Genomic DNA, 24089 nt, shown 5'->3' on the forward strand with positions numbered 1-24089 from the left:
TTAATCCTGCAGCGACGCTGCGAATGCCTCAAGGAACTGCGCGTTTTCTTCAGGGGTGCTGACCGTGACGCGCAGACAATTGGCCAGCAACGGGTGCATTTTACTCACGTTCTTGATCAATACCTTGCGGGCCAGCAGCCGGTCGAACGTCTGTGCGGCATCCGGCACGCGCGCCAGCAGGAAGTTGGCGGCGCTGGGGAACACCGTGACCCCGGCCTGCGCGGCCATGCCATCGGCCACGCGAGAGCGTTCGGCACGCAGTTGCGCGGCCTGTTCGTCCAGCACGGACACGTGTTCCAGCGCGAACAGCGCGGCGGCCTCGGTCAGCACGTTGACGTTGTAGGGCGGTCGCACCTTGTCCAGCTGCGACAGCCATTCCGGCGCGCCGGCCAGGTAGCCCAGGCGGATGCCGGCCAGGCCCAGCTTGGACACGGTGCGCATCACCAGCAGGTTGCCGAACTCCGCCAGGCGCGGCATCCAGCTTTGCTGGGCGAACGGCTGGTAGGCCTCGTCCACCACCACCAGGCTGTTGCAGACCTCGCCCTGGGCGGCGCGGATGACGGCCTCCATGTCGGCGGCGTCGAACAGGTTGCCGGTGGGGTTGTTCGGGTAGGCCAGGTAGATGATGGCGGGCTGCTGCGCGGCCATCGCGGCCAGCGTGGCGGCGCGGTCCAGCGTGAAGTCGGCGCGCAGCGGCACGCCCACGAACTGCAGGCCGGCAAACTGCGCCGACATCGCGTACATGACAAAGCCCGGCACCGGCGCCATCACCTTGGCACCGGGCCTGGCCGCGGCCAGCGCCAGCATGCTGATGATCTCGTCCGAGCCGTTGCCCAGCAGCACGTCCATGCCGGCGGGCACCTGCATCACGCTCTTGAGCTTGGCGCGCAGCGCCTCGCTGCTGGGCACGGGGTAGCGGTTCAGCGCCACCTCGCCCAGGCGTGCGGCCAGTTGCTCGCGCAGCGCGGGCGGCAGCCGGTACGGGTTCTCCATGGCGTCGAGCTTGACCAGACCGTGCGAATCCGGCACGTGGTAGGCGCCCATGGCGCGCACGTCGTCACGGATGATGCGTTCGATCAGGGAGGGGTCTACTGCTGACATGGAGCTTCCTCTAAAGTCATGGGGGCGGCTAACGGCGTTCTTGCTACTGACACCTTCAACCGTCATTCCCGCGCAGGCGGGAATCCAGCGTCTTTCACATCCCCTGCGGGGATAAAGCCGCTGGGTCCCCGCCTGCGCGGGGACGACGTTCGACTAAGGGCACGGCAATGCGGTTACGCAATAGTCCACCTTGTCGTCAACTGCGCTTGAAACGGTATTCCGCGCTGCGGGCGTGGGCCTGCAGGCCTTCGCCGTAGGCCAGCTCGGCGGCGATCTGGCCGAGCATCTGCGCCCCGCCCTCGCTCACTTCGATCAGGCTCGAGCGCTTCTGGAAGTCATAGACGCCCAGCGGCGACGAGAAGCGCGCGGTGCGCGAGGTCGGCAGCACGTGGTTGGGGCCGGCGCAGTAGTCGCCCAGCGACTCGCTGGTGTAGCGGCCCAGGAAGATGGCGCCGGCGTGGCGGATCTTCTCGCTCCACTGGCGCGGGTTCTCGGCCGAGATCTCCAGGTGCTCGGGCGCGATCGCGTTGGCGATCTCGCAGGCTTCCTCCATGTCGCGCACCTTGATCAGCGCGCCGCGGCCGGACATCGACGCGGCAATCACCTCGCGCCGCGGCATGGTGCCGATCTGGCGCTGGATGCTGGCTTCGACGCGGGCGATATAGCCAGCGTCCGGGCACAGCAGGATCGACTGCGCCAGCTCGTCGTGCTCGGCCTGCGAGAACAGGTCCATCGCCACCCAGTCGGGGTCGGTGGTGCCATCGCAGATCACCAGGATCTCGGACGGGCCGGCGATCATGTCGATGCCGACGGTGCCGAACACGCGCCGTTTGGCCGCGGCCACATAGGCATTGCCGGGGCCGACGATCTTGTCCACCTGCGGCAGCGTCGCCGTGCCGTAGGCCAGCGCGCCAACCGCCTGCGCGCCGCCGATGGTGAACACACGGTCCACGCCGGCGATCTGCGCCGCGGCCAGCACCAGTTCATTGCGCACGCCGCCCGGCGTGGGCACGACCATGATGATTTCCTTGACGCCCGCCACGCGCGCCGGGATCGCGTTCATCAGCACCGACGACGGGTACGCGGCCTTGCCGCCCGGCACGTAGATGCCGACGCGGTCCAGCGGCGTCACCTTCTGGCCCAGCATGGTGCCGTCGGACTCGGTGTATTCCCAGCTGTGGCTGCCGCATTCGATCTTCTGCTTCTCATGGTAGGCACGCACGCGCGCGGCGGCGGCCTCCAGCGCGGCGCGGCGCTTGGGCTCAAGGTCTTCGAGCGCGGCTTCGAGCTGCTGCTGCGAGATCTCCAGCGCGCCCATCGACGACGCTTCCACGTGGTCGAAACGCTTGGTGTATTCCAGCACCGCGGCATCGCCGCGCGCCTTCACGTCGGCCAGGATCTGCCCCGCGGCGCTGTCGATGGCCTCGTCCTCGCCAGCCTCGAAGGCCAGCACCTGGCGCAGCGCGTCGGCAAAGCCCGGTTCTCTGGAATCAAGCCGGCGGACCGGCAGGTTTTCCATTTCGGTTGCATTCATGACTTCTGTTCCTCTCGGGCGGCCCGGCCTCAGGCCAGCGCCGCTGAAGCGCGTTCAAAGGCGTCGAGGATCGGCGCCAGCCGTTCGCGCTTGAGTTTGAGCGCGGCCTGGTTCACCACCAGCCGCGACGAGATCTGCACGATCTCTTCCACTTCGACCAGGTTGTTGGCGCGCAGCGTGCTGCCGGTGCTGACCAGGTCGACGATGGCGTCGGACAGGCCCACCAGCGGGCCCAGCTCCATCGAACCGTACAGCTTGATCAGGTCGACGTGAACGCCCTTTTTCGCAAAATGCTCGCGCGCGGTCTGCACGTACTTGGTGGCCACGGCCAGGCGCGCGCCCTGGCGCACGGCGTTGGCGTAGTCAAACCCCGCCGGCACCGCCACCGACATGCGGCAGCGGGCGATGTTCAGGTCGATCGGCGCATACAGGCCGGCCATGCCGCTTTCCATCAGCACGTCCTTGCCGGCCACGCCGAAGTCGGCGGCGCCGTACTGCACGTAGGTCGGCACGTCCGAGGCGCGCACGATCACCACGCGCACGGCGGGGTCGGAGGTCGGCAGGATCAGCTTGCGCGAGGTCTCGGGGTCCTCGGTGACGCGGATGCCGGCGGCTTCCAGCAGCGGCAGCGTCTCGGTGAAGATGCGGCCCTTGGACAGCGCCAGCGTCAGCTGGTTGGGCGATGCGTTGAAGGTGGGGCTCATCGGACGTCCTCAGGCAATGCGGCGGATCTTGGCGCCCACTGCCGACAGCTTGTCTTCCATGCGGTCATAGCCACGGTCCAGGTGGTAGATGCGGTCGATCACGGTCTCGCCATCGGCCACCAGGCCGGCGATCACCAGGCTGGCCGAGGCGCGCAGGTCGGTCGCCATCACGTTGGCGCCCGACAGGCGCGGCACGCCGTTGACCACCGCGGTGTTGCCTTCGACCACGATATCGGCACCCAGGCGGTTCAGCTCCTGCACGTGCATGAAGCGGTTCTCGAAGATGGTCTCGGTCACGCGCGCGGTGCCTTCGGCCACGGCATTGAGCGCCATGAATTGCGCCTGCATGTCGGTCGGGAAGGCGGGGTATTCCGAGGTGCGGAAGCTCACGGCCTTCGCACGCTGCGGCATGGCCAGGCGGATCCAGTCGGCGCCGGTCTCGATTTTTGCGCCGGCTTCGCGCAGCTTGTCGAGCACGGTGTCGAGGATGTCCGGCTGCACGCCGCGCAGCACCAGGTCGCCCAGCGTCGCGGCGGCGGCGCACAGGAAGGTGCCGGCCTCGATGCGGTCGGCGATGACGCTGTGGCTGGCGCCATGCAGGCGCTCGACGCCGTGCACCACCAGGCGGTCGGTGCCGATGCCTTCGATCTTCGCGCCCATCTTGACCAGCAGGTGGGCCAGGTCGGTCACCTCGGGCTCGCGCGCGGCGTTTTCCAGCACGGTCTCGCCTTCGGCCAGCGTGGCGGCCATCAGCAGGTTCTCGGTGCCGGTCACGGTGATCATGTCGGTGACCACGCGCGCACCCTTCAGGCGTTTGGCGCGGGCATGGATAAAGCCGTGTTCGATGGTGATCTCGGCGCCCATCGCCTGCAGGCCCTTGATGTGCTGGTCGACCGGGCGCGCGCCGATGCCGCAGCCGCCGGGCAGCGACACGCGGGCCTCGCCAAAGCGCGCCACCAGCGGACCCAGCACCAGGATCGAGGCACGCATGGTCTTGACCAGCTCATACGGGGCCTCGAGCAGATTGACGCCAGCACCGTTAAGGGTCACGCGGGCGCCGTCCAGCCCGGCCTGCATGCCCATCTGGCGCAGCAGCTTGAGCGTGGTGCGCACGTCCTGCAGGTTCGGCACGTTGTCCAGCGAGACGGTATCGGCCGTCAGCAGGCCTGCGCACAGGATCGGCAAGGCGGCGTTCTTGGCGCCCGACACGCGGATTTCGCCTTGCAGCGGGCCGTTGCCGTGGATCTGGAATTTGTCCATGTTCTGTCGTCTGGAGCCGGGCACGCGCCCGGCGTCATGGTTCTGGGGCCGCGCGCTTGGCGCGGCGCATGTCGGCGAGGCTTACTTGCCCTCGCCCGCCTGCCACTCGGCAGGCGTCAGCGTCTTCATCGACAGCGCGTGGATCTCGGCGCGCATGCGGTCGCCCAGCGCGGCGTAGACACGCTGGTGGCGCTGGATCAGCCGCTTGCCTTCGAATTCGTTGCTGACGATGGTGGCAAAAAAATGCTGGCCATCGCCCTCGACTTGCAAATGTTCGCAGGGCAGTCCTTGGGCAATATATTCCCTGACTTGTTCCGGTGTAGGCAGCATGGGGTTCTCTTCAGCGTGATTCAGCTTGATTCAACAGGGCCGGCCGCCGCTCAGTGGCGCAGCTTGAATCCGGACTTCAGCAGGCGCAGCGCCAGCGCGGCCAGCACCACGAATGCCGATCCGACCACCGCCAGGCTGAACAGCGGCGACACGTCCGAGACGCCGAAGAAGCCATAGCGGAAGCCGTCGATCATGTAGAAGAACGGATTGGCATGGGACACCGCCTGCCAGAAGGCGGGCAGCGAATGGATCGAATAGAACACGCCGGACAGGAAGGTCGCCGGCATGATCAGGAAGTTCTGGAACGCGGCCAGCTGGTCGAACTTCTCGGCCCAGATGCCGGCGATCAGGCCCAGCGTGCCGAGGATGCCCGCGCCCAGCAGGGCAAAGACGAGGATCCAGCCCACATTGGCGAAATGCAGGTTGGCAAACCAAGCCGTCACCAGCAGCACGCCCAGGCCCACGGTCAGCCCGCGGATCACCGAGGCCACCACGTAGGCGCCGAACATCTCCCAGTGCGACAGGGGCGGCAGCAGCACGAACACCAGGTTGCCGGTGATCTTGGACTGGATCAGCGACGACGAACTGTTGGCGAACGCATTCTGCAGCACGCTCATCATCACCAGGCCCGGCACCAGGAAGGCGGTGTAGCTGATCTGGTCGTAGACCTTGACCCGGTCTTCCAGCACATGGCCGAAGATCAGCAGGTACAGCACCGCGGTCAGCACCGGCGCGGCCACGGTCTGGAAGCTGACCTTCCAGAAGCGCAGCACTTCCTTGTACAGCAGGGTACGGAAGCCCACCAGGCTGCCCACGGCCATCGGCCCGAGGCGGGTGTCTTCCAGGATTTCGATTTCGCCAGGCTGCTTCATGCCGCGGCCTCCATCGCCGGATCGGGCAGCGCGCCGGGCATATGCCCCTCGCGGCGCATGATCTGCACAAACACGTCCTCGAGGTCGGCCTTGTTGATTTCCATGTCTTCGATCTCACAGCCCGCTTCGCGGCAGGCGGACAGGATCGGCTCCACCGCCTGGTAGCCCGACAAGCGCAGGCGCACCGCGCGCTCGCCGGGGTTGGACGGCATGCGCAGCGGCTCCAGCGCGGTCGGCAGGCCGCCGCGCGCAAAGGTCAGCACCAGCTGCAGCCCGGCAAACTGGGTCAGCAGGTTGCTGGTGCGGTCCAGCGCCACCACTTCGCCGAACTTGAGCATGGCGATGCGGTCGCACAGGGCCTCGGCCTCTTCCAGGTAGTGCGTGGTCAGGATGATGGTGTGCCCTTCCCGGTTCAGGCGCGAGATGAACTTCCACAGCGTCTGGCGCAGTTCCACGTCAACGCCGGCGGTGGGCTCGTCGAGCACGATCACGGGCGGGCGGTGCACCAGCGCCTGCGCCACCAGCACGCGCCGCTTCATGCCGCCCGAGAGCTGGCGCATATTGGCATCGGCTTTCCCGGTCAGGTCCAGGTTGGCCATGATCTCGTCGATCCAGTCGTCGTTGCGGGTCAGGCCGAAATAGCCCGATTGCAGCCGCAGCGTCTCGCGCACCGTGAAGAACGGATCGAACACCAGCTCCTGCGGCACCACGCCCAGCATACGCCGCGCCATCCGGTAATCGCCGACGACATCGTGCCCGAGCACGCTGACGCGGCCGGAATCGGCGCGGTTCAGGCCGGCGAGGATCGAGATCAGCGTGGTCTTGCCGGCGCCGTTGGGCCCGAGCAGGCCGAAGAATTCGCCGCGTTCGACGGTGAAGCTGACGCCCTTGAGCGCCTGCAGGTTGCGGTAGCGCTTGCGAACGTCGTGGATTTCAATGGCTTTCATGGCCGATTGTCTGTGGCGGATCCGGCTCTTTGAGGGGCCGACCGCCAGGAATTGGGAGCAACTGCGTGCCCGGATATCCTGGCCCGGCATGGCATGAACCGGTATCAGGCAGGGGGATGGGCGAACAACCCGGAATTATAGGGGATGCGGGGTGAGTCCCGCTTGATCCCCACCGGATCCGCCCCCAGGGGCTCGGCGACCGCACCAGGCCGTCGCCGCGGCATCGCGGGCGGCCACCGTGCTGGCGACCGGCGATGCCGGATCAATGTCGGTGGTGGTGTCCCTGGGGCGCGGCCTCGGGCGCCAGGCCCAGCAGGCTGTCCACGCCGTACAGGCTGGCCAGCTGCGACAGCTGCGCCGGCACGCCGCGCAGCGACAGGGCCAGGTTGCGCACAGCGGCGGCGCGATTCCATGCCAGCAGCACGGCGACCGCGGAGGAATCCACCTGCGCCAGGCCGGCGCAGTCGACCTGCACCTCGCCCTGCGCCACGCGCGCCAGCCCGTCACGCAGCACAGCGGCGGCGTTCTGGTTGGTCAGCGAGGTACCGAGCGAGAGCATGGATGCGTGGCCTGGAATCAGTGGCTTGAATGCGATGACTTGAACGCGGCGGCAACAAAACGACGACTCCCGCACTGGGGCGGGAGCCTGCGCCGCGAACGGCCATTGTAGAGCACTTCGGCGCGCCGTGCTGCATTGCAGCGGCACGCCGTTGGACGCACGCGTCAGCTCTTGGCGTTGGCCAGCTGGCGGTTGCGGTCCTGCAGCGTCTTGATCACGCCTTCGACGCCCTGCTGGCCGACGATGGTGTTGAAGCTGCCCTTGTAGGCCTCGGTCAGCCACGCGCCCAGCACGTTGATGTCGTAGACCTTCCAGCCCTGCGCGGTCTTCTCCAGGCGGTAGTCCATCTGGATCGGCTCGCCCTTGTTGACGACCTGGGTGCGGATGGTGGCGTCGGTATCGTCAGCGGTGCCGCGGTACGGACGGTACTGCACGGTCTGGTCGCGGATCTGGGCGATGGCGCCGGCGTAGGTGCGGATCAGCAGGGTCTTGAACTCCTCGGTGATCTGCTTCTGCTGCTCGGGCGTGGCCTTGGACCAGTTGCGGCCCATGGCGATCTGGGTGGTCTTCTGGAAGTTGGCGTTGGGCAGGATCTTCTGCTCGACCAGCGCGGTGATCTTGCCGATATTGCCGGCCTGCATGTCCTTGTCGGCCTTCACGGTCGACATCACGTCGCTGACCACGGCCTTGACCAGGCCGTCCGGGGTGGCAGCGTCCGGGGATGCCACCTGGGCGTGCGCCGCGCCGGCAAAGGCAACTACCGTAAGGAAGGGGACCAACAGTCGCTTTATCATGGATTTTCCTTCGTTATCAAAGACGTTTTCGCCTGGGGCGAACCGGCCTGGGCGCCATGGCCGGCGCGTGGGCCTTGCGGTGATTGGAACACAAGCGCGCACCGGCGGTTGTATGCACTGGTGCCTTTTTCGCTACTTAAAAACAAATTGTTTCAGCCCTCACAGGGCATTCACAGCCTGTCGCGGGCCCTGGAGCCGCCCGCGACACGAGGTTCAGCGAATGCGAATGACCCCCGGCATGATCCGCTGCATCGGATCCACCGCTGGCACCGGCAGGCTCTGGCTCTCGGGCTGGAGATCGCCCGAAGGCGGCTGCGTCGGCTGTGCCGGCGTGGCGGCAGGGGCGGAGGCGTCGGCCGGCGGCGCTGCCGGAGCCGCTTGTGGCGGTTGAGCCGGTTGAGCCGGCGCAGCGGGTGCCGCTGGCTTTCCGCCTTCGGTCCCGGCGGGGGCCGCGGGGCTGGCCGGGGTCTTTTCCGTATCCTCGTCCGCTTCCGGCGGCGGGTTGCCGTCGTAGATCAGGTACTGGCGCCGCTGCAGGTAGGCGTCGCGCATGAACGAGTACTTGTCCAGCGCTGCCTGCTCCAGCAGGTTGCTCGCGCCCAGCAACTGCGCCCGGCCGGCAACAATGCGCACCCCGATCAGCGAATTGCGCAGCGATACCGGGTAGAAATAGGCCGACGGATCGAACTGGCGGTCCACCAGCATGCCGGCGGTGTCGCGCACCGTGCTCGGCCCGAACAGCGGCAGCACCAGGTACGGGCCGGGCGGCACGCCCCACACGCCCAGTGTCTGGCCGAAGTCTTCCTTGTACTTGGGCAGTCCACCCGGCGTGGCGATGTCGATCAGGCCGCCCAGCCCCAGCACGGTGTTGATCGCCACCCGCATGGTGTCTTCGGCGGCGCGGCCTGGCTTGCCTTGCAGCAGGTTGTTCACCGCCGAATAAACGTCGCTGACATTGGAAAAGAAGTTTTCCACGGCACGCTGCACCGGCGTTGGCGTGTAGTCGGCGTACAGCTGGGCCACCGGTCGCAGAACGCCCTTGTCGAAGTCTTCATTGATCCTCGAGACCTCGCGGTTGAACGGCTCCAGCGGGTCTTTCGGGTTGGCGGTCGGGCCGGTGGCACAACCGGCAAGGACCGCGGCGGCGGCCGCGGTCGCGGCCAGGCCCTTGCGGAAGGAGGGGGCGGCACTCATTTGAGATTCCCGGCCGGTGCCGGCGCGCTGGCACCCGCGGACGCACCGCCGCTGGCGCCGGCATCTGCCGCCTTGTTGTACAGGAACTGGCCGATCAGGTTTTCCAGCACCACCGCCGACTGCGTCATGGTGATGCGCCCGCCTTCGGCCAGCATGGCGGTGTCGCCGCCGGCTTCCAGGCCAATGTACTGCTCCCCCAGCAGGCCCGAGGTCAGGATCTTGGCCGAGGTGTCCTTGGGAAATTGGTAGCGCTTCTCCAGGCTCATCTCGACGGTGGCCTGGTAGGTCTTGTCGTCGAAGCGGATCGCCGCGACGCGGCCGACCACCACGCCCGCGCTCTTGACCGGCGCGCGCGGCTTGAGCCCGCCGATATTGTCGAAGCGGGCCTGCACGCTATAGGTGTCCTGGAAGCTGAAGGCGCTCATGTTCCCCGCCTTGAGGGCCAGGAACAGCACGGCGACGAACCCCGCCGCCACGAACAGCCCCACCCAGAAATCGAGTGTGTTCTTTTTCATCGGATCTCTTTCTTCAACCCCGTAGTGTCTTGTCGCTGTCTTGTTGTCGTGTGGTTCGCATTGTGGCCGGTGGCGCCCGCATCAGGTGCTGAACATCAGCGCGGTCAGCAGGAAATCCAGCCCCAGCACGGCCAGCGACGCGATCACCACGGTGCGGGTGGTCGCGCGCGAGACGCCTTCCGGCGTGGGCTTGGCCTCAAAGCCCTGGTACAGGGCAATAAACGTCACCGCAATGCCAAAGATAAAGCTCTTGATCACGCCGTTGAGCACGTCGGCCCGCACATCCACGCCGCCCTGCATCTGCGACCAGAAGGCGCCAGCGTCGACGCCGATCAACTGCACCCCGACCACATAGCCGCCCAGGATGCCCACCGCGCTGAAGATCGCGGCCAGCACCGGCATGGCGATCACGCCCGCCCAGAAGCGCGGCGCGACCACGCGCTGCAGCGGGTTCACCGCCATCATTTCCATTGCGGTCAGCTGCTCGCCCGCCTTCATCAGGCCGATCTCGGCGGTCAGCGAGGTGCCGGCGCGGCCGGCGAACAACAGCGCGGTCACCACCGGGCCCAGTTCACGCACCAGCGACAGCGCCACCAGCAGCCCGAGCGCCTGCTCGGAGCCGTAGCGGTTAAGCGTGTAGTAGCCCTGCAGGCCGAGCACAAACCCGACAAACAGGCCTGACACCGCGATGATCACCAGCGACAGGTTGCCGACAAAGAAGACCTGGTCGGTCACCAGCCGGAAGCGGCGCAGCAGTGCCGGCGACAGGCCCAGCACCGTCAGGAACATGCGCGTGGCGTGGCCCAGCCCCGACACGCTGCCGCGCACGGCCGCGCCGATGGCGCGCAGGAAGCCCGACAAAAAGCCCGTCACCGCGCACCTCCGGCGAAATCCTCGGCCAGCGACGGTCCGGCGTAGTGGAACGGCACCGGGCCGTCGGCCTCGGCATGGACAAACTGGTGCACGAACGGGTCGGTGGAAGCGCGCAGCGCCTCGGGCTCGCCCTCGGCGGCGATGCGGCCGTCGGCAATGAAATAGACGTAGTCGGCGATCTGGAAGGTCTCGTGCACATCGTGCGAGACGATGATGGTGGTGGCGCCGAGCGCGTCGTTCAGGCTGCGGATCAGGCGCGCGGTCAGGCCCAGCGAGATCGGGTCCAGGCCGGCGAAAGGCTCGTCATACATCAGCAGCGCCGGGTCCAGCGCGATCGCGCGCGCCAGCGCCACGCGCCGCGCCATGCCGCCCGAGATCTGCGACGGCATCAGGTCGCGCGCGCCGCGCAGGCCGACCGCGTTGAGCTTCATCAGCACCAGGTCGCGGATCATCGACTCGGGCAGGTCGGTATGCTCGCGCAGCGGGAACGCGACATTGTCGAACACCGACAGGTCGGTAAACAGCGCGCCGAACTGGAACAGCATGCCCATCTGGCGGCGCACGGCGTACAGGCCGCGAGTATCCAGCTTGTGGATATCCGTGCCGGCGAAGCAGACGGCGCCCGACTGCGGCCGGACCTGGCCGCCGATCAGCCGCAGCACCGTGGTCTTGCCGCAACCCGAGCCGCCCATCACCGCGATCACCTTGCCACGCGGGAATTGCATGGTCAGGCCGGACAGGATCGGCTTGCCGTGGTCCGCGTAAGCGAAATCCACCGCATTCAGTTCGACGAGGTTTTGAGCAGAATCGGTCACGTTGGCACCGGTCGGGACAGGGGCGCATTATAAGGTCTACTACCTAGCCCTGCTGGCACCCGTGTGTCCCGCGCCACATGAATCCTGCCCGAAAAGGCTCAGAATCGACCTAGCGGGTCCCGAACGCGGCCCAGGCAATCCGGCGCAGTGCGGCTTAAGGCTCCTGGACGGTCCCCACATCCTTCAGGATCACCTGCCATTGGATCGATTCCGAGCGGATCGCGGTGGCAAACGCCTCCGGCGAGTCGCGCACCGGCGTGAGGCCCGCCGCCTGCAGCCGCGAGCGCACCTCGCGCTCGCCCATCACGCCGTCGAGCTCGCCCGCCAGCCGCGCCACGATCGCGCGCGGGGTCTTGGCCGGCGCCATCACGCCGAACCAGGCCGCCGCGGCATAGCCTTCCAGCCCCGATTCCTGCAGCGTCGGCACCAGCGGCGCCAGGGGCGAGCGGGCCGCGCCGGTAACCGCGACCATGCGCAGTGCACCGCTCCTGACCTGGCCCTGGACCGCGGCGAACGAACAGAAGCAGGCGCTGACGCGCCCGGCCAGCATCTCCAGGACCACGGCGGCCTCGCCCTTGGCGGTCACCAGCGGCACCCCGCTGCGCAGGCCGCGCACAGCGTACTCGGCATACAGGTGGGAGGGGCTGCCCGGCTGGCCGTAGCCATAGCTATAGGAGCCGGGGTTCGACTTCACCGCGGTCATCCACTGCTCGGGCGTGCGCATCGGCAGGCGCGCGTCGATCACCAGGAACAGCGGCGTGGTGGCCACGCGCGCCACCGGCGTGAAATCGCGCACGACGTCGTACGGCACCGGCTCCAGTCCGGGCTGGATCAGCATATTGGCCTGGTGCAGCAGCAGGGTGTGGCCGTCGGAACTGGCCTTGGCGACCACGTCTCCGGCGATCGTGCCGGCGCCGCCGGGGCGGTTGTCGACCTCCACCGGCACGCCCAGGCGGGCGGACAGCCGCTCGGCCAGCAGGCGTGCCACGGCATCGGCCACGCCGCCGGCCGGGAACGGCACGATCAGGCGCATCGGACGGTCGGGGAACGACATGCTGCGCGCGAGCTGCTGGGTCCCGGCAAGCGCTGGCATGGCTGGCACAGCGAGCGCCAGCGTGGCACACCCCACGGCATACAGGCACAGGAAAGGCTGGAGCCAGCGCCGGGCGGCGCCCACTGATGGGCGCGGCGCAAACTTCGCTTTACCTCGCCAAAGCCGCGTCAAATTGCGCACTTCGGACATCAATTTCCTCCGGCCGGCCTCCTGAGGAGGCGGCAAACTGGTTCTGGGGAAAAAGGATTTGCGAGGCGGTTTCCGTTCGTTGTTTTTTGAAAATTGTAAGGACAATGCCCAGGCCTCCACAGACACGTAAACCATAGCCGGGAGAACCCTGAAGGCCTTGCCACGCCTGGCCAAATGCGCCATTCGCGGGGACGCGCGAACAGCCCCGGCTATAATCTGCCGATGACGATTTTCACCGTGCGGCCCATGGTCTGCGCCGACCTGCCGGCCGTGCTGGCGGTGCAGGCCAGCTGCTATACCGAGGTCCTGCTGGAAAGCCAGGCCGCGCTGGCCACCCGGCTGGCGCTGTCCCCCGCCACCTGCTGGGTCGCCGACGACCCCGGACAGCGCGGCGGCCTCGCCGCCTACCTCTTCACCCACGCCTGGCCCGAAGCCACCCTGCCGCCGCTGGACGGGCTGCTCGACGATGGCTGCCGCCATCCCGCCCCGCCGGACACCCTCACCTGGTTCGTGCACGACATGGCCGTTGCGCCCGCCGGGCGCGGCGCCGGGCTGGCCCCGCGCCTGTACGCGGCGGCGCAGGCTGCCGCGCGCGCGGCCGGGCTGCGGCGCTCGCGGCTGATCGCGGTGCAGTCGGCCGCGTCCTGGTGGCGCAGGCTCGGGTACGCGCCGGTGGCGGCGGAGACGGCCGCCATGCACGCGGCCAAGCTGTCCGGCTACGGCGCCAGCGCGGTGCTGATGGAGCGGTCCCTGGCCGAGTGAGCGCCCCAGCCGCCAAAGACAAAAAGCCCGCCGGCTTGCGCCAGGCGGGCTTTTTGTTGTGGCCGCAGCGGATCAGCGCGGCAGGTCGGTGTGGCCCATCAGGAAGGCGTCGACCGAACGCGCGGCCTGGCGGCCTTCGCGGATCGCCCACACCACCAGCGACTGGCCACGGCGCACGTCGCCGGCGGCGAACACCTTGGGCACGTTGGTGTGGTAGGCACGCTCGCCCTCGGTCGAGGCCTTGGCGTTCTTGCGCGCATCGGTGTCCACGCCAAACGCTTCCAGCATCGAACCCACCGGGTTGGTGAAGCCCATCGCCAGCAGCACCAGGTCGGCCGGCAGGATGAACTCGCTGCCTTCGACTTCCTGCATGCGGCCATCCTTCCATTCGACGCGGCAGGCCTTCAGCGCCGTGACCTTGCCGTTCTCGCCGATGAATTCCTTGGTGGCGACCGACCAGTCGCGCTCGCAGCCTTCGTCGTGCGACGACGAGGTGCGCAGCTTGATCGGCCAGTACGGCCACACCAGCGGCTTGTTCTCTTCTTCGGGCGGCTGCGGCAGCAGTTCGAACTGCGTCACCGAGGTGGCGCCGTGGCGGTTGGACGTGCCCACGCAGTCGGAGCCGGTATCGCCGCCGCCGATCACGATCACGTTCTTGCCTTCGGCGCGGATCTCGTTGGTGCCATCGCCGGCCACTTCCTTGTTCTGCGGAATCAGGAATTCCAGCGCGTAGTGGATGCCGGCCAGGTCGCGGCCCGGCACCGGCAGGTCGCGCGGCACTTCCGCGCCGCCCGCCAGCACCACGGCGTCGAACTGTTCCATCAGGGCCTGGGCCGAGATGGTTTCACGCGCGTAGTTCTTGATGCCGGCCGGCAGTTCGCCGTCGGTCACCATCACGCCGGCGCGGAAGGTCACGCCTTCGGCCTGCATCTGCTCCATGCGGCGGTCGATCAGCGACTTCTCCATCTTGAAGTCGGGGATGCCATAGCGCAGCAGGCCGCCGATGCGGTCGTTCTTCTCGAACACGGTCACGTCGTGGCCGGCGCGCGCCAACTGCTGCGCGACGGCCATGCCGGCGGGGCCGGAGCCGACCACGGCCACGGTCTTGCCGGTCTTGTGGCGCGGCGGCTGCGGCGCGACCCAGCCCTCTTCCCAGGCCTTGTCGATGATGGCGTGCTCGATCGACTTGATGCCGACCGGCAGTTCATTGATGCCCAGCGTGCAGGCGGCCTCGCACGGTGCGGGGCAGATGCGGCCGGTGAACTCGGGGAAGTTGTTGGTCTGGTGCAGCACCTCGATCGCCGACTTCCAGTCCTGGCGGTACACCAGGTCGTTGAAATCGGGAATGATGTTGTTGACCGGGCAGCCGTTGTTGCAGAACGGGATGCCGCAGTCCATGCAGCGCGCACCCTGGATCTTCGCTTCGCTGTCGGACAGCGCGAACACGAATTCCTTGTAGTGCTTCACGCGCTTGACTACCGCTTCGTAGCCTTCGTTCTGGCGCGGAAATTCGAGAAAGCCAGTCGCCTTACCCATGTTGCGTCCTTGGTCATGCTGCGCGGGACCGGCGGCGTCGCCGGCCCTGCGGTGGGGTCAGTATCTTGTCAGGGCCGCGGCGGCTGCCGCAGCCCATCGCTGCTTGGTTGCTGTGCCGTTGCCTGCGCTCAGGCCGCGATGGCTTCGCGGTCGCTGTCGCGGGCGGCCTGTTCCTTGGCGTACATCTCGCCCAGCGCGCGCTTGTACTCGGTCGGGAAGACCTTGACGAACTTGCGGCGTGCCGTGGCCCAGTCAGCCAGCAGCGCCTTGGCGCGCTCGGAGCCGGTGTAGCGGAAATGCTGCTCGATCAGGTTGCGCAGGATGACTTCATCCAGCACGCGCTTGCCGTCGACCTTGTGCCACGAAGCCGGGCCCTGGCCCTTCTCCTGGTCGGCGGCGGCCAGCACGGCCTCCAGTGCCACCATCGAGGTGTTGCAGCGCTTGTCGAACAGGCCGTCCTCGTCATAGACGTAGGCGACGCCGCCCGACATGCCGGCCGCGAAGTTGCGGCCCGTGCCGCCCAGCACCACCACCGTGCCGCCGGTCATGTACTCGCAACCGTGGTCGCCGGTGCCTTCCACCACGGCGGCCGCGCCGGAGTTGCGCACCGCGAAGCGTTCGCCGGCCACGCCGTTGAAGAACGCTTCACCGGCGATGGCACCGTACAGCACGGTGTTGCCGACAATGATGTTGCGGGTCGGGTCGCCGCGGAACTCATGCGGGGCGCGCACGATCACGCGGCCGCCCGACAGGCCCTTGCCGACGTAGTCGTTGCCGTCGCCCACCAGGTCCAGCGTGACGCCGTGCGCCAGGAATGCGCCGAACGACTGGCCGGCGGTGCCCTGCAGCTGGATGTGGATGGTGTCGTCAGGCAGGCCTTCGTGGCCATGCTGGCGCGCCACCACGCCCGACAGCATCGCGCCGACGGTACGGTTGACGTTCTTCACCGGCTGGATGAACGAGACCCGCTCGCCCTTCTCGATGGCCGGACGGGCCTTGGCGATCAGCACGTGGTCCAGCGCCTTGCCGGCCTCGGCCGACAGGCCGTGGTCCTGCACGTCGGTGTGGAACAGCGGCACCTGCGCGCCCAGCGACACCTGGTGGAAGATGCGGCCGAAGTCCAGCCCGCGCGCCTTCCAGTGCTCGATGCCGGGCTTGGTGTCGAGCAGGTCGGCGCGGCCGATCAGCTCGTCGAACTTGCGGATGCCCAGCTGGGCCATGATCTCGCGGGCTTCTTCCGCAACGAAGAAGAAGAAGTTGACCACGTGCTCAGGCTTGCCCTGGAACTTCTTGCGCAGCTGTGGATCCTGCGTGGCCACGCCCACCGGGCAGGTGTTCAGGTGGCACTTGCGCATCATGATGCAGCCCTCGGCCACCAGCGGCGCGGTGGCGAAGCCGAACTCGTCGGCGCCCAGCAGCGCGCCGATGACGACGTCGCGGCCGGTCTTCATCTGACCGTCGGCCTGCACGCGGATGCGGTTGCGCAGGCCGTTGAGCAGCAGGGTCTGCTGCGTTTCGGCCAGGCCCAGCTCCCACGGCGTGCCGGCGTGCTTGATCGACGACCACGGCGAAGCGCCGGTGCCGCCGTCATGGCCGGCGATCACCACGTGGTCGGCCTTGGCCTTGGCCACGCCCGCGGCCACGGTGCCGACGCCCACTTCGGACACCAGCTTGACCGAGATGTCCGACGCCGGGTTGACGTTCTTCAGGTCGTGGATCAGCTGTGCCAGATCCTCGATCGAGTAGATGTCGTGGTGCGGGGGCGGCGAGATCAGGCCCACGCCCGGCACCGAGTAACGCAGCTTGCCGATGTAGTCCGAGACCTTGTGGCCGGGCAGCTGGCCGCCTTCGCCGGGCTTGGCGCCCTGCGCCATCTTGATCTGGATCTGGTCGGCCGAGGCCAGGTATTCGGCGGTCACGCCGAAACGGCCCGACGCCACCTGCTTGATCTTCGAGCGCAGCGAATCGCCGGCCTGCAGCTCCAGGTCGCGTTCGATCACGTTGTCGCCCAGCAGGCCCTTGAGGGTATCGCCCTGCTTGATGGGGATGCCGCGCAGCTCGTTGCGGTAGCGCTTCTCGTCCTCGCCGCCTTCGCCGGTGTTGGACTTGCCGCCGATGCGGTTCATCGCCAGCGCCAGCGTGGTGTGGGCTTCGGTCGAGATCGAGCCGAGCGACATCGCACCGGTGGCGAAGCGCTTGACGATTTCCTTGGCCGACTCCACTTCTTCCAGCGGAATCGCCCTGGCCGGATCCACCTTGAACTCGAACAGACCGCGCAGCGTCATGTGGCGCTTGCTCTGGTCGTTGATGATGTTGGCGTATTCCTTGTACGTCTGGTAGGCGCCCTTGCCGTCGTCGGCGCGCACCGAGTGCTGCAGCTTCGCGACCGAGTCCGGGGTCCACATATGCTCTTCGCCGCGGATGCGGAAGGCGTATTCGCCGCCGGCGTCCAGCATGTTTTCCAGCACCGGGTTCGCGCCGAAGGCGTCCTTGTGCAGGCGCAGCGCTTCCTCGGCCACCTCGAAGATGCCGATGCCCTCGACGTTCGACGGCGTGCCGTGGAAGTACTTCTGCACCAGTTCGCGCGACAGGCCGATGGCTTCGAAGATCTGCGCGCCGGTGTACGACATGTACGTGGAGATGCCCATCTTGGACATCACCTTGAACAGGCCCTTGCCGATCGCCTTGACGAAGTTCTTGACCGCCTTCTCGGGCGACAGGTCGCCGGACAGGCCGCTGGCCATGTCGGACAGCGTTTCCATCGCCAGGTACGGGTGCACGGCTTCGGCGCCGTAGCCGGCCAGCAGCGCGAAGTGGTGCACTTCACGCGCGGTGCCGGTTTCGACCACCAGGCCGGTGGACGTGCGCAGGCCCTTCTCCACCAGGTGATGGTGGATGGCGGACGTAGCCAGCAGCGCGGGGATGGCGACGTGGTCGGCGTCCACGCGGCGGTCCGACACGATCAGGATGTTGTAGCCCGAACGCACCGCATCCACGGCTTCGGCGCACAGCGAGGCCAGGCGCGCTTCGATGCCTTCTTTGCCCCAGGCGGTCGGATAGCAGATGTTCAGTTCGTACGAACGGAACTTGCCGCCGGTGTAGTGCTCGATGTTGCGGATCTTGGCGATGTCCTTGAAGTCCAGCACCGGCTGGGACACTTCAAGGCGCATCGGCGGGTTGATGTTGTTCAGCTCCAGCAGGTTCGGCTTCGGGCCGATGAACGACACCAGCGACATCACCATGTTCTCGCGGATCGGGTCGATCGGCGGGTTGGTCACCTGGGCGAACAGCTGCTTGAAGTAGTGGTACAGCGTCTTGTTCTTGGACGACAGCACCGCCAGCGGGCTGTCATTGCCCATCGAGCCGGTGGCTTCCTCGCCGGACAGCGCCATCGGCGCCATCAGGAACTTGACGTCTTCCTGGGTGTAGCCGTAGGCCTGCTGGCGGTCCAGCAGCTTGGCCACGGGCTTCTTCTCGGCGGCGACGTCTTCGGGCTTGGCGTCGATCTCGTCGAGCTTGATGCGCACGGCGTCGATCCAGCTCTTGTACGGCTTGGCGTTGGCCAGATTGTCCTTGAGTTCCTTGTCGTCGATGATGCGGCCCTGCTCCATGTCGATCAGGAACATCTTGCCGGGCTGCAGGCGCCACTTCTCAACAATGCGCGACTCGGGGAACGGCAACACGCCGGCTTCCGAGGCCAGCACCACGACGTCGTCCTCGGTCACGTAGAAACGTGCCGGGCGCAGGCCGTTGCGGTCCAGCGTGGCGCCGATCTGGCGGCCGTCGGTGAAGCAGATCGCGGCCGGGCCGTCCCACGGCTCCATCATGGCGGCGTGGTATTCGTAGAAGGCGCGGCGGTTGTCGTCCATCAGCGTGTGCTGTTCCCAGGCTTCCGGGATCATCATCATCATCGCGTGGACGAGCGGGTAGCCGGCCATCGTCAGCAGTTCGAGGCAGTTGTCGAACGATGCGGTGTCGGACTGGCCGGGGTAGATCAGCGGCCACAGCTTGGGCAGGTCGTCGCCCAGCACCGGCGACGAGATCGCGCCGGTCCGTGCGTTGATCCAGTTGACGTTGCCCTTGACCGTGTTGATTTCGCCGTTGTGGGCGACCATGCGGTACGGGTGGGCCAGTTCCCAGGCCGGGAAGGTGTTGGTCGAGAAGCGCTGGTGCACCAGGGCCAGGGCCGACACGGCGCGCGGGTCCAGCAGGTCCAGGTAGTACTCGCCGACCTGATTGGCCAGCAGCAGGCCCTTGTACACCACGGTGCGTGCCGACATCGACGGCACGAAGTATTCCTTGCCGTGCTTGAGCTTGAGCGCCTGGATGGCGTGGCTGGCGGTCTTGCGGATGACGTAGAGCTTACGTTCCAGCGCGTCCGTGGTCATGATGTCGCGGCCGCGCCCGATGAAGATCTGGCGGATCACCGGCTCGGTGGTGCGCACCGTCGGCGACATCGGCATGCTGGCGTCGACCGGCACATCGCGCCAGCCCAGCACGACCTGGCCTTCCAGGCGGACCGTGCGCTCCAGCTCCTGCTCGCAGGCCAGGCGCGAGGCGTGTTCCTTGGGCAGGAAGATCATGCCCACGCCGTATTCGCCGGCGGGCGGCAGGCTCACGCCCTGCGCGGCCATTTCCTCGCGGTAGAACTGGTCCGGGATCTGGATCAGGATACCGGCACCGTCGCCCATCAGCGCATCGGCGCCGACCGCACCCCGGTGGTCCAGGTTCTCCAGGATCTTCAGGCCCTGGGAAATGATCTCGTGCGACTTCTTGCCCTTGATATGCGCGACCATGCCGACGCCGCAGGCGTCGTGCTCGTTGGTCGGGTCGTACATGCCTTGCGCCTGCGGGCGCAGGTCGAGGGCGGAGGAAGACTCGCTGATTTGCTCGCTGGTCTGCGCTTGGGCCGAAAGGTTCTTCATTTGGTCCACGGGCTGAATTCCGGTGAAGGCTGCGCGAACTGCTGGACATACCGGAACGGAGACCGCGCGCTTTCTATCAGATCCACCCAGGACCGGATCCGGCGGGTTGGAAAATGGGGACGAAGCTGTCTGCGGGCCGCAGCGGCGTACACGAGCGTGACGCGCCGCACAATGACTGTGGGTGGAGCAACTATATGGGAATCGCGCCGACCTCGCAAAATTTTTAAATGGGGTCAGAACACATTAATAAACGCACCGTTTCTGTGATTTGATTAAATGGGGACACATTAATTTCCTGCCGCGTCGGGCACTGGATCGGCAACCGCTTGCACCTTTTTGGGGCGGCCTTTCGGCAAGGGCTGAACACGCCGCGTGGCGTGCCGTTCCAGTTGCGCAAGGAAGGCTTCGTCACCAAGCGGCCAGCCGCTGTGCGCATGGCTGCGCAGTGTTTGCAGGGTCCTGCCGGACAGGCCCTCGGCGGTCAGCATGCGGTAGTTCGACTGGCGCTCGAACGGCGTATTGCCGAGTTCCCAGTACGCAGAGTGGTCACTTACAAACGGGCTGGCTTCGATGCCGGCGTGGTGGCGGTAGCTGCTCCACCGGTCGGCCTCGGGGGTAGTCACTTCGCCGGCACGCAGCGCGTTGCCTTCGACATAGAGCATCGCCGGCAGCATCCACTGCAGCGGATCGAACACCGCGGAGCGGAAGCGCCCCTCCCACAGGGTGCCGGTGCGGCCTGCCACGCGGTTGAAGTAGCGCGCATAGCGGCGCCCGACCGCCTGCATGGTCAGGCTCAGCGAATCTGTGCCCTTGGGCGTGGCGACCAGGTGCACGTGGTTGGGCCGCAGCGTATAGGCATGGATGGCAAGATCATGCTCGCGCGCGGCCATGCGCAGGCAGTCGAGGTAGTGCAGGTAGTCGTCCGGCCCCAGGAAAACATCCTGGCGGTTGTTGCCGCGCTGCAACACCAGTGCGGGAAGGCCGGCGGGAGAGAAGCGGGGAAGGCGTGCCATGGCAGGTCATGCGAGCATCGGAGCCCGCATGATAGCCTGATCCGTCCCTACTTATTTCCTTGCCGATATCTCTTGCCCGTCATTCCCGCGCAGGCGGGAATGACGGAGTGGCCGTTTTGGGCGCGCCAGGGATCCTGGCGTTACTGCGAAGAAATCCAGTGCTCAGTTGCCTTCGCTGACCGCGAAGATGCGGCGGTGCTCGCGGATCGCGTAGCGGTCGGTCATGCCTGCGATGTAGTGGGCGATCAGCCGCGACTGGTCGCCGCCGTGGCCGGCCTGGTACTGCGGCGGCAGCAGGCGCGGATCGGACATGAAGGCCTGGAACAGGTCGCCGACAATGCGCTGCGCCTTGGCCGACATGCGCATCACCAGATAGTGCCGGTACAGGTGCCGGAACAGGAAGCGCTTGAGCGCCGCGGCTTCCTCATGGATCTGCGGGCTGAAGCCGACCAGCGGGCCGGCGGCGCGCACCGCGTCGATCGTGCGCGGGCTGGCCGCGGCGATATTGCGGCTGGTGGTCTCGATCAGGTCGACGATCAGCGTATTGATCATGCGCCGGACCGTCTCGTTGATGGCACGGCGGCCGTTGATGCCAGGGAAGGCATCGGCCACCTCGGCGCGGTGGCGGGCCCACATCGGCACCTCGTCGAGCTGCTCCAGCGTCAGCAGCCCCGAGCGCAGGCCATCGTCGATATCGTGGTTGTTGTAGGCGATCTCGTCGGCCAGGTTGGCCAGCTGCGCCTCCAGCGACGGCTGCGTGCCTTCCAGGAAACGCCGGCCCAGCTCGCCCAGCGCCGAGGCATTGACCCGCGAGCAATGCTTGAGAATGCCCTCGCGGGTCTCGAAGGTCAGGTTCAGGCCGTTGAAGCCGCCATAGCGCTCTTCCAGCTCGTCCACCACCAGCAGGCTCTGCAGGTTGTGCTCGAAGCCGCCGTGGTTCTTCATGCAGTTGTTCAGCGCGTCCTGCCCGGCGTGTCCGAACGGCGTGTGGCCCAGGTCGTGCGCCAGCGAGATGGCCTCGACCAGGTCCTCATTGAGGCGCAGGTTGCGCGCGATCGAGCGCGCAATCTGCGCCACCTCCAGGCTGTGGGTCAGCCGGGTGCGGAACAGGTCGCCCTCATGGTTGACGAAAACCTGGGTCTTGTACTCGAGCCGCCGGAACGCCGTGCTGTGGATGACCCGGTCGCGGTCGCGCTGGAATTCGCTGCGCGACAGCGATGCGGGTTCGGCATGCACCCGCCCGCGCGTGTGCGCGGAGCGGGCGGCGTAAGGGGCGAGATGGCTTTCAAAGTCGGTCATGCGGCGCGTCCGGTGGCTGGGTCGGGGTGGCGAGGCATAACCGGTCGGTCAGGCGACCGGGGCCTCGGTGGGAGGTTTGAGCACGGCGTGCGCAAGCGTGGCGCGCAGGTCGGCGTCCGGCACGGCGGTGATGAACGCCTCGCCGAGCCGCTTCAGCAGGATGAACTTGATGCTGCCCGCCTCGGCCTTCTTGTCGACCTTCATCAGTTCGATATAGCGGTCGGCACCGAGTTCCGGGGCCACCACGGGCAGCATCGCCGCCTGCGTCAGCGTGCGGATGCGGGCCAGCGTCTCGATATCGATAAAGCCCAGGCGGTGCGACAGGTCGGCGGCCATCACCATGCCGCAGCCGACGGCCTCGCCGTGCAGCCAGGCGCCATAGCCCATGCCGGCCTCGATCGCGTGGCCGAAGGTATGGCCGAAATTGAGGATGGCGCGCAGGCCGCCCTCGCGCTCGTCCTGCGCCACCACGCCGGCCTTGATCTCGCACGAGCGCTGCACGGCGAGCGCCATCAGGTCCGGGTCGCAGTCGTTCAGCGCCTTGATATGGCGTTCGATCCAGCCGAAGTACTCGGCGTCGGCAATGGCGCCGTGCTTGATGACCTCAGCCATGCCGGCGGCCAGCTCGCGCGGGGGCAACGTGCGCAGCGTGTCGATATCGGCGATCACCGCGTTGGGCTGGTGGAACGCGCCGATCATGTTCTTGCCCAGCGGGTGGTTGATGCCGGTCTTGCCGCCCACCGATGAATCCACCTGCGCCAGCAGCGTGGTCGGCATCTGGATGAAAGGCACGCCGCGCATGTAGCAGGCGGCGGCAAACCCGGTCATGTCGCCCACCACGCCGCCCCCCAGCGCGACCAGCGTGGTCTTGCGGTCGGCGCCGGCCTGCAGCAGCGCGTCGAAGATCTGGTTCAGCGTTTCCCAGTGCTTGAAGGCCTCGCCGTCGGGCAGCGTGACCGTGCGCACGGTCTTGCCGAGCGCGGCCAGGGTGGCCTCCACCCGCGCTGCATAAAGCGGGCCGACGGTTTCATTGGTGACGATGACGGCGTGCTGCCCGCGCACGTGGGGACGCAGCAGGTCGGCGTTGTCCAGCAGGCCGGTACCGATGTGGATGGGGTAGCTGCGCTCGCCCAGGTCGACTTCAAGCGTAATCATGGATTGGGGTCCTGCGCCGGCGGCCCGGACTCGCCCGCGGGCGCCGACGCCGGCTGCGGGGGATCGATCGGGAAACCGGCCATTTCAAGTTGCATCAACACCATATTAGCAAGCTGCGCCACAGAGGGCTTGCCGGTTTCGATGATGAAGTCGGCGACTTCGCGGTAGAGCGGGTCGCGCTCGGCATACAGGGCCTCGAGCTTGCCCTTGGGGTCCTCGGTCTGCAGCAGCGGGCGGTTGCGGTCGTGACGGGTACGCAACCACAGGTCATGCGGGCTGGCGCGCAGGTACACCACCGTGCCGCGGGACTTCAGTACCTCGCGGTTCTCGGGGCGCAGCACGGCACCGCCGCCGGTGGCCAGCACGATGCCCTGGCGCGCGGCGAGTTCGCGGATCATCGCGGCCTCGCGGTCGCGGAAGCCGGCTTCGCCCTCGACCTCGAAGATCACCGGGATGCGCACGCCGCAGTGGGCCTCCAGTTCATGGTCGGAATCGAAGAACGGATAGTGCAGTCGCCGCGCCACCGTGCGGCCCACGGTGGTCTTGCCGGCGCCCATCAGGCCGACGAAAAAGAGGTTGGGTCGATCCGATTCCGGTCGCTCGGAGTCGGATCGATCGGCGTCGCGCCGATCCTGGGCCTGGCGCTGTGCCGCCGGCC

The 24089-nt window shown here is 67.2% G+C and carries 21 protein-coding genes; 1 reads left to right on the plus strand and 20 read right to left on the minus strand.

What is annotated here, in order from left to right:
• From hisC to ACREYQ_RS15810, 14 genes are all read right to left on the minus strand, one after another.
• Positions 1-1101, minus strand: coding sequence for a histidinol-phosphate transaminase (gene hisC / locus ACREYQ_RS15745; protein WP_432258481.1), 1101 nt, complete (start codon positions 1099-1101; stop codon positions 1-3).
• Between the two features lie 196 nt (positions 1102-1297).
• Positions 1298-2635, minus strand: coding sequence for a histidinol dehydrogenase (gene hisD / locus ACREYQ_RS15750; protein ID WP_432258482.1), 1338 nt, complete (start codon positions 2633-2635; stop codon positions 1298-1300).
• A gap of 29 nt (positions 2636-2664) precedes the next feature.
• Entirely contained in the window at positions 2665-3339 is a 675-nt protein-coding gene (hisG, locus tag ACREYQ_RS15755) for an ATP phosphoribosyltransferase (protein WP_010812333.1), read from the minus strand.
• A 9-nt stretch (positions 3340-3348) separates the two neighbouring features.
• Positions 3349-4599, minus strand: coding sequence for a UDP-N-acetylglucosamine 1-carboxyvinyltransferase (murA, locus tag ACREYQ_RS15760; protein WP_432258483.1), 1251 nt, complete (start codon positions 4597-4599; stop codon positions 3349-3351).
• Between the two features lie 81 nt (positions 4600-4680).
• Entirely contained in the window at positions 4681-4929 is a 249-nt protein-coding gene (locus tag ACREYQ_RS15765) for a BolA family protein (RefSeq protein ID WP_078198113.1), read from the minus strand.
• Positions 4930-4979: 50 nt separating this feature from the next.
• Positions 4980-5801: an ABC transporter permease gene (locus tag ACREYQ_RS15770; RefSeq protein ID WP_432258484.1), complete on the minus strand. Its 822-nt coding sequence runs from the start codon at positions 5799-5801 to the stop codon at positions 4980-4982.
• A complete protein-coding gene (locus ACREYQ_RS15775) occupies positions 5798-6748 on the minus strand; it encodes an ABC transporter ATP-binding protein (protein WP_432258485.1) in 951 nt (316 codons plus the stop codon). Before ACREYQ_RS15775 ends, ACREYQ_RS15770 begins: the two co-directional genes overlap by 4 nt.
• A gap of 262 nt (positions 6749-7010) precedes the next feature.
• The gene (locus ACREYQ_RS15780) at positions 7011-7307 is read right to left on the minus strand and encodes an STAS domain-containing protein (RefSeq protein WP_432258486.1); all 297 of its coding nucleotides are present in this window, start codon (positions 7305-7307) and stop codon (positions 7011-7013) included.
• 164 nt (positions 7308-7471) lie between these two features.
• A complete protein-coding gene (locus tag ACREYQ_RS15785) occupies positions 7472-8101 on the minus strand; it encodes an MlaC/ttg2D family ABC transporter substrate-binding protein (RefSeq protein WP_432258487.1) in 630 nt (209 codons plus the stop codon).
• A gap of 213 nt (positions 8102-8314) precedes the next feature.
• Positions 8315-9295, minus strand: a complete 981-nt coding sequence (locus tag ACREYQ_RS15790; RefSeq protein ID WP_432258488.1) for an MlaA family lipoprotein — start codon at positions 9293-9295, stop codon at positions 8315-8317.
• A complete protein-coding gene (mlaD, locus tag ACREYQ_RS15795; RefSeq protein ID WP_432258489.1) occupies positions 9292-9810 on the minus strand; it encodes an outer membrane lipid asymmetry maintenance protein MlaD in 519 nt (172 codons plus the stop codon). The genes ACREYQ_RS15790 and mlaD overlap by 4 nt, the downstream gene beginning before the upstream one ends.
• A gap of 81 nt (positions 9811-9891) precedes the next feature.
• Complete coding sequence (gene mlaE, locus ACREYQ_RS15800) at positions 9892-10683, minus strand: lipid asymmetry maintenance ABC transporter permease subunit MlaE (RefSeq protein WP_432258490.1); 792 nt, start codon at positions 10681-10683, stop codon at positions 9892-9894.
• Entirely contained in the window at positions 10680-11498 is an 819-nt protein-coding gene (locus tag ACREYQ_RS15805; RefSeq protein ID WP_432258491.1) for an ABC transporter ATP-binding protein, read from the minus strand. Before ACREYQ_RS15805 ends, mlaE begins: the two co-directional genes overlap by 4 nt.
• Positions 11499-11652: 154 nt before the next feature.
• Complete coding sequence (locus ACREYQ_RS15810) at positions 11653-12741, minus strand: Bug family tripartite tricarboxylate transporter substrate binding protein (RefSeq protein WP_432258492.1); 1089 nt, start codon at positions 12739-12741, stop codon at positions 11653-11655.
• Positions 12742-12963: 222 nt separating this feature from the next.
• On the opposite strand from ACREYQ_RS15810, the gene ACREYQ_RS15815 reads away from it, so the two are divergent.
• A complete protein-coding gene (locus ACREYQ_RS15815) occupies positions 12964-13503 on the plus strand; it encodes a GNAT family N-acetyltransferase (RefSeq protein WP_432258493.1) in 540 nt (179 codons plus the stop codon).
• A 72-nt stretch (positions 13504-13575) separates the two neighbouring features.
• Here the strand turns inward: ACREYQ_RS15815 and ACREYQ_RS15820 are convergent, their stop codons facing one another.
• The 6 genes from ACREYQ_RS15820 to ACREYQ_RS15845 form a co-directional block, all read right to left on the minus strand.
• Positions 13576-15039, minus strand: coding sequence for a glutamate synthase subunit beta (locus ACREYQ_RS15820; protein WP_432258494.1), 1464 nt, complete (start codon positions 15037-15039; stop codon positions 13576-13578).
• A gap of 128 nt (positions 15040-15167) precedes the next feature.
• Complete coding sequence (locus ACREYQ_RS15825; protein ID WP_432258495.1) at positions 15168-19964, minus strand: glutamate synthase-related protein; 4797 nt, start codon at positions 19962-19964, stop codon at positions 15168-15170.
• 287 nt (positions 19965-20251) lie between these two features.
• Positions 20252-20977, minus strand: a complete 726-nt coding sequence (locus ACREYQ_RS15830) for a transposase (RefSeq protein WP_432258496.1) — start codon at positions 20975-20977, stop codon at positions 20252-20254.
• 162 nt (positions 20978-21139) lie between these two features.
• A complete protein-coding gene (locus ACREYQ_RS15835) occupies positions 21140-22276 on the minus strand; it encodes a deoxyguanosinetriphosphate triphosphohydrolase (protein ID WP_432258497.1) in 1137 nt (378 codons plus the stop codon).
• 48 nt (positions 22277-22324) lie between these two features.
• Positions 22325-23431 carry a 3-dehydroquinate synthase gene (gene aroB / locus ACREYQ_RS15840; protein ID WP_432258498.1) on the minus strand — a complete coding sequence of 369 codons (1107 nt, stop codon included), beginning with the start codon at positions 23429-23431 and terminating at the stop codon, positions 22325-22327.
• Entirely contained in the window at positions 23428-23988 is a 561-nt protein-coding gene (locus ACREYQ_RS15845; protein ID WP_432260431.1) for a shikimate kinase, read from the minus strand. Before ACREYQ_RS15845 ends, aroB begins: the two co-directional genes overlap by 4 nt.
• Positions 23989-24089 lie beyond the last annotated feature (101 nt).

The sequence above is a fragment of the Cupriavidus sp. TMH.W2 genome (assembly GCF_050847365.1).
In the GTDB taxonomy this organism is placed as follows: domain Bacteria; phylum Pseudomonadota; class Gammaproteobacteria; order Burkholderiales; family Burkholderiaceae; genus Cupriavidus.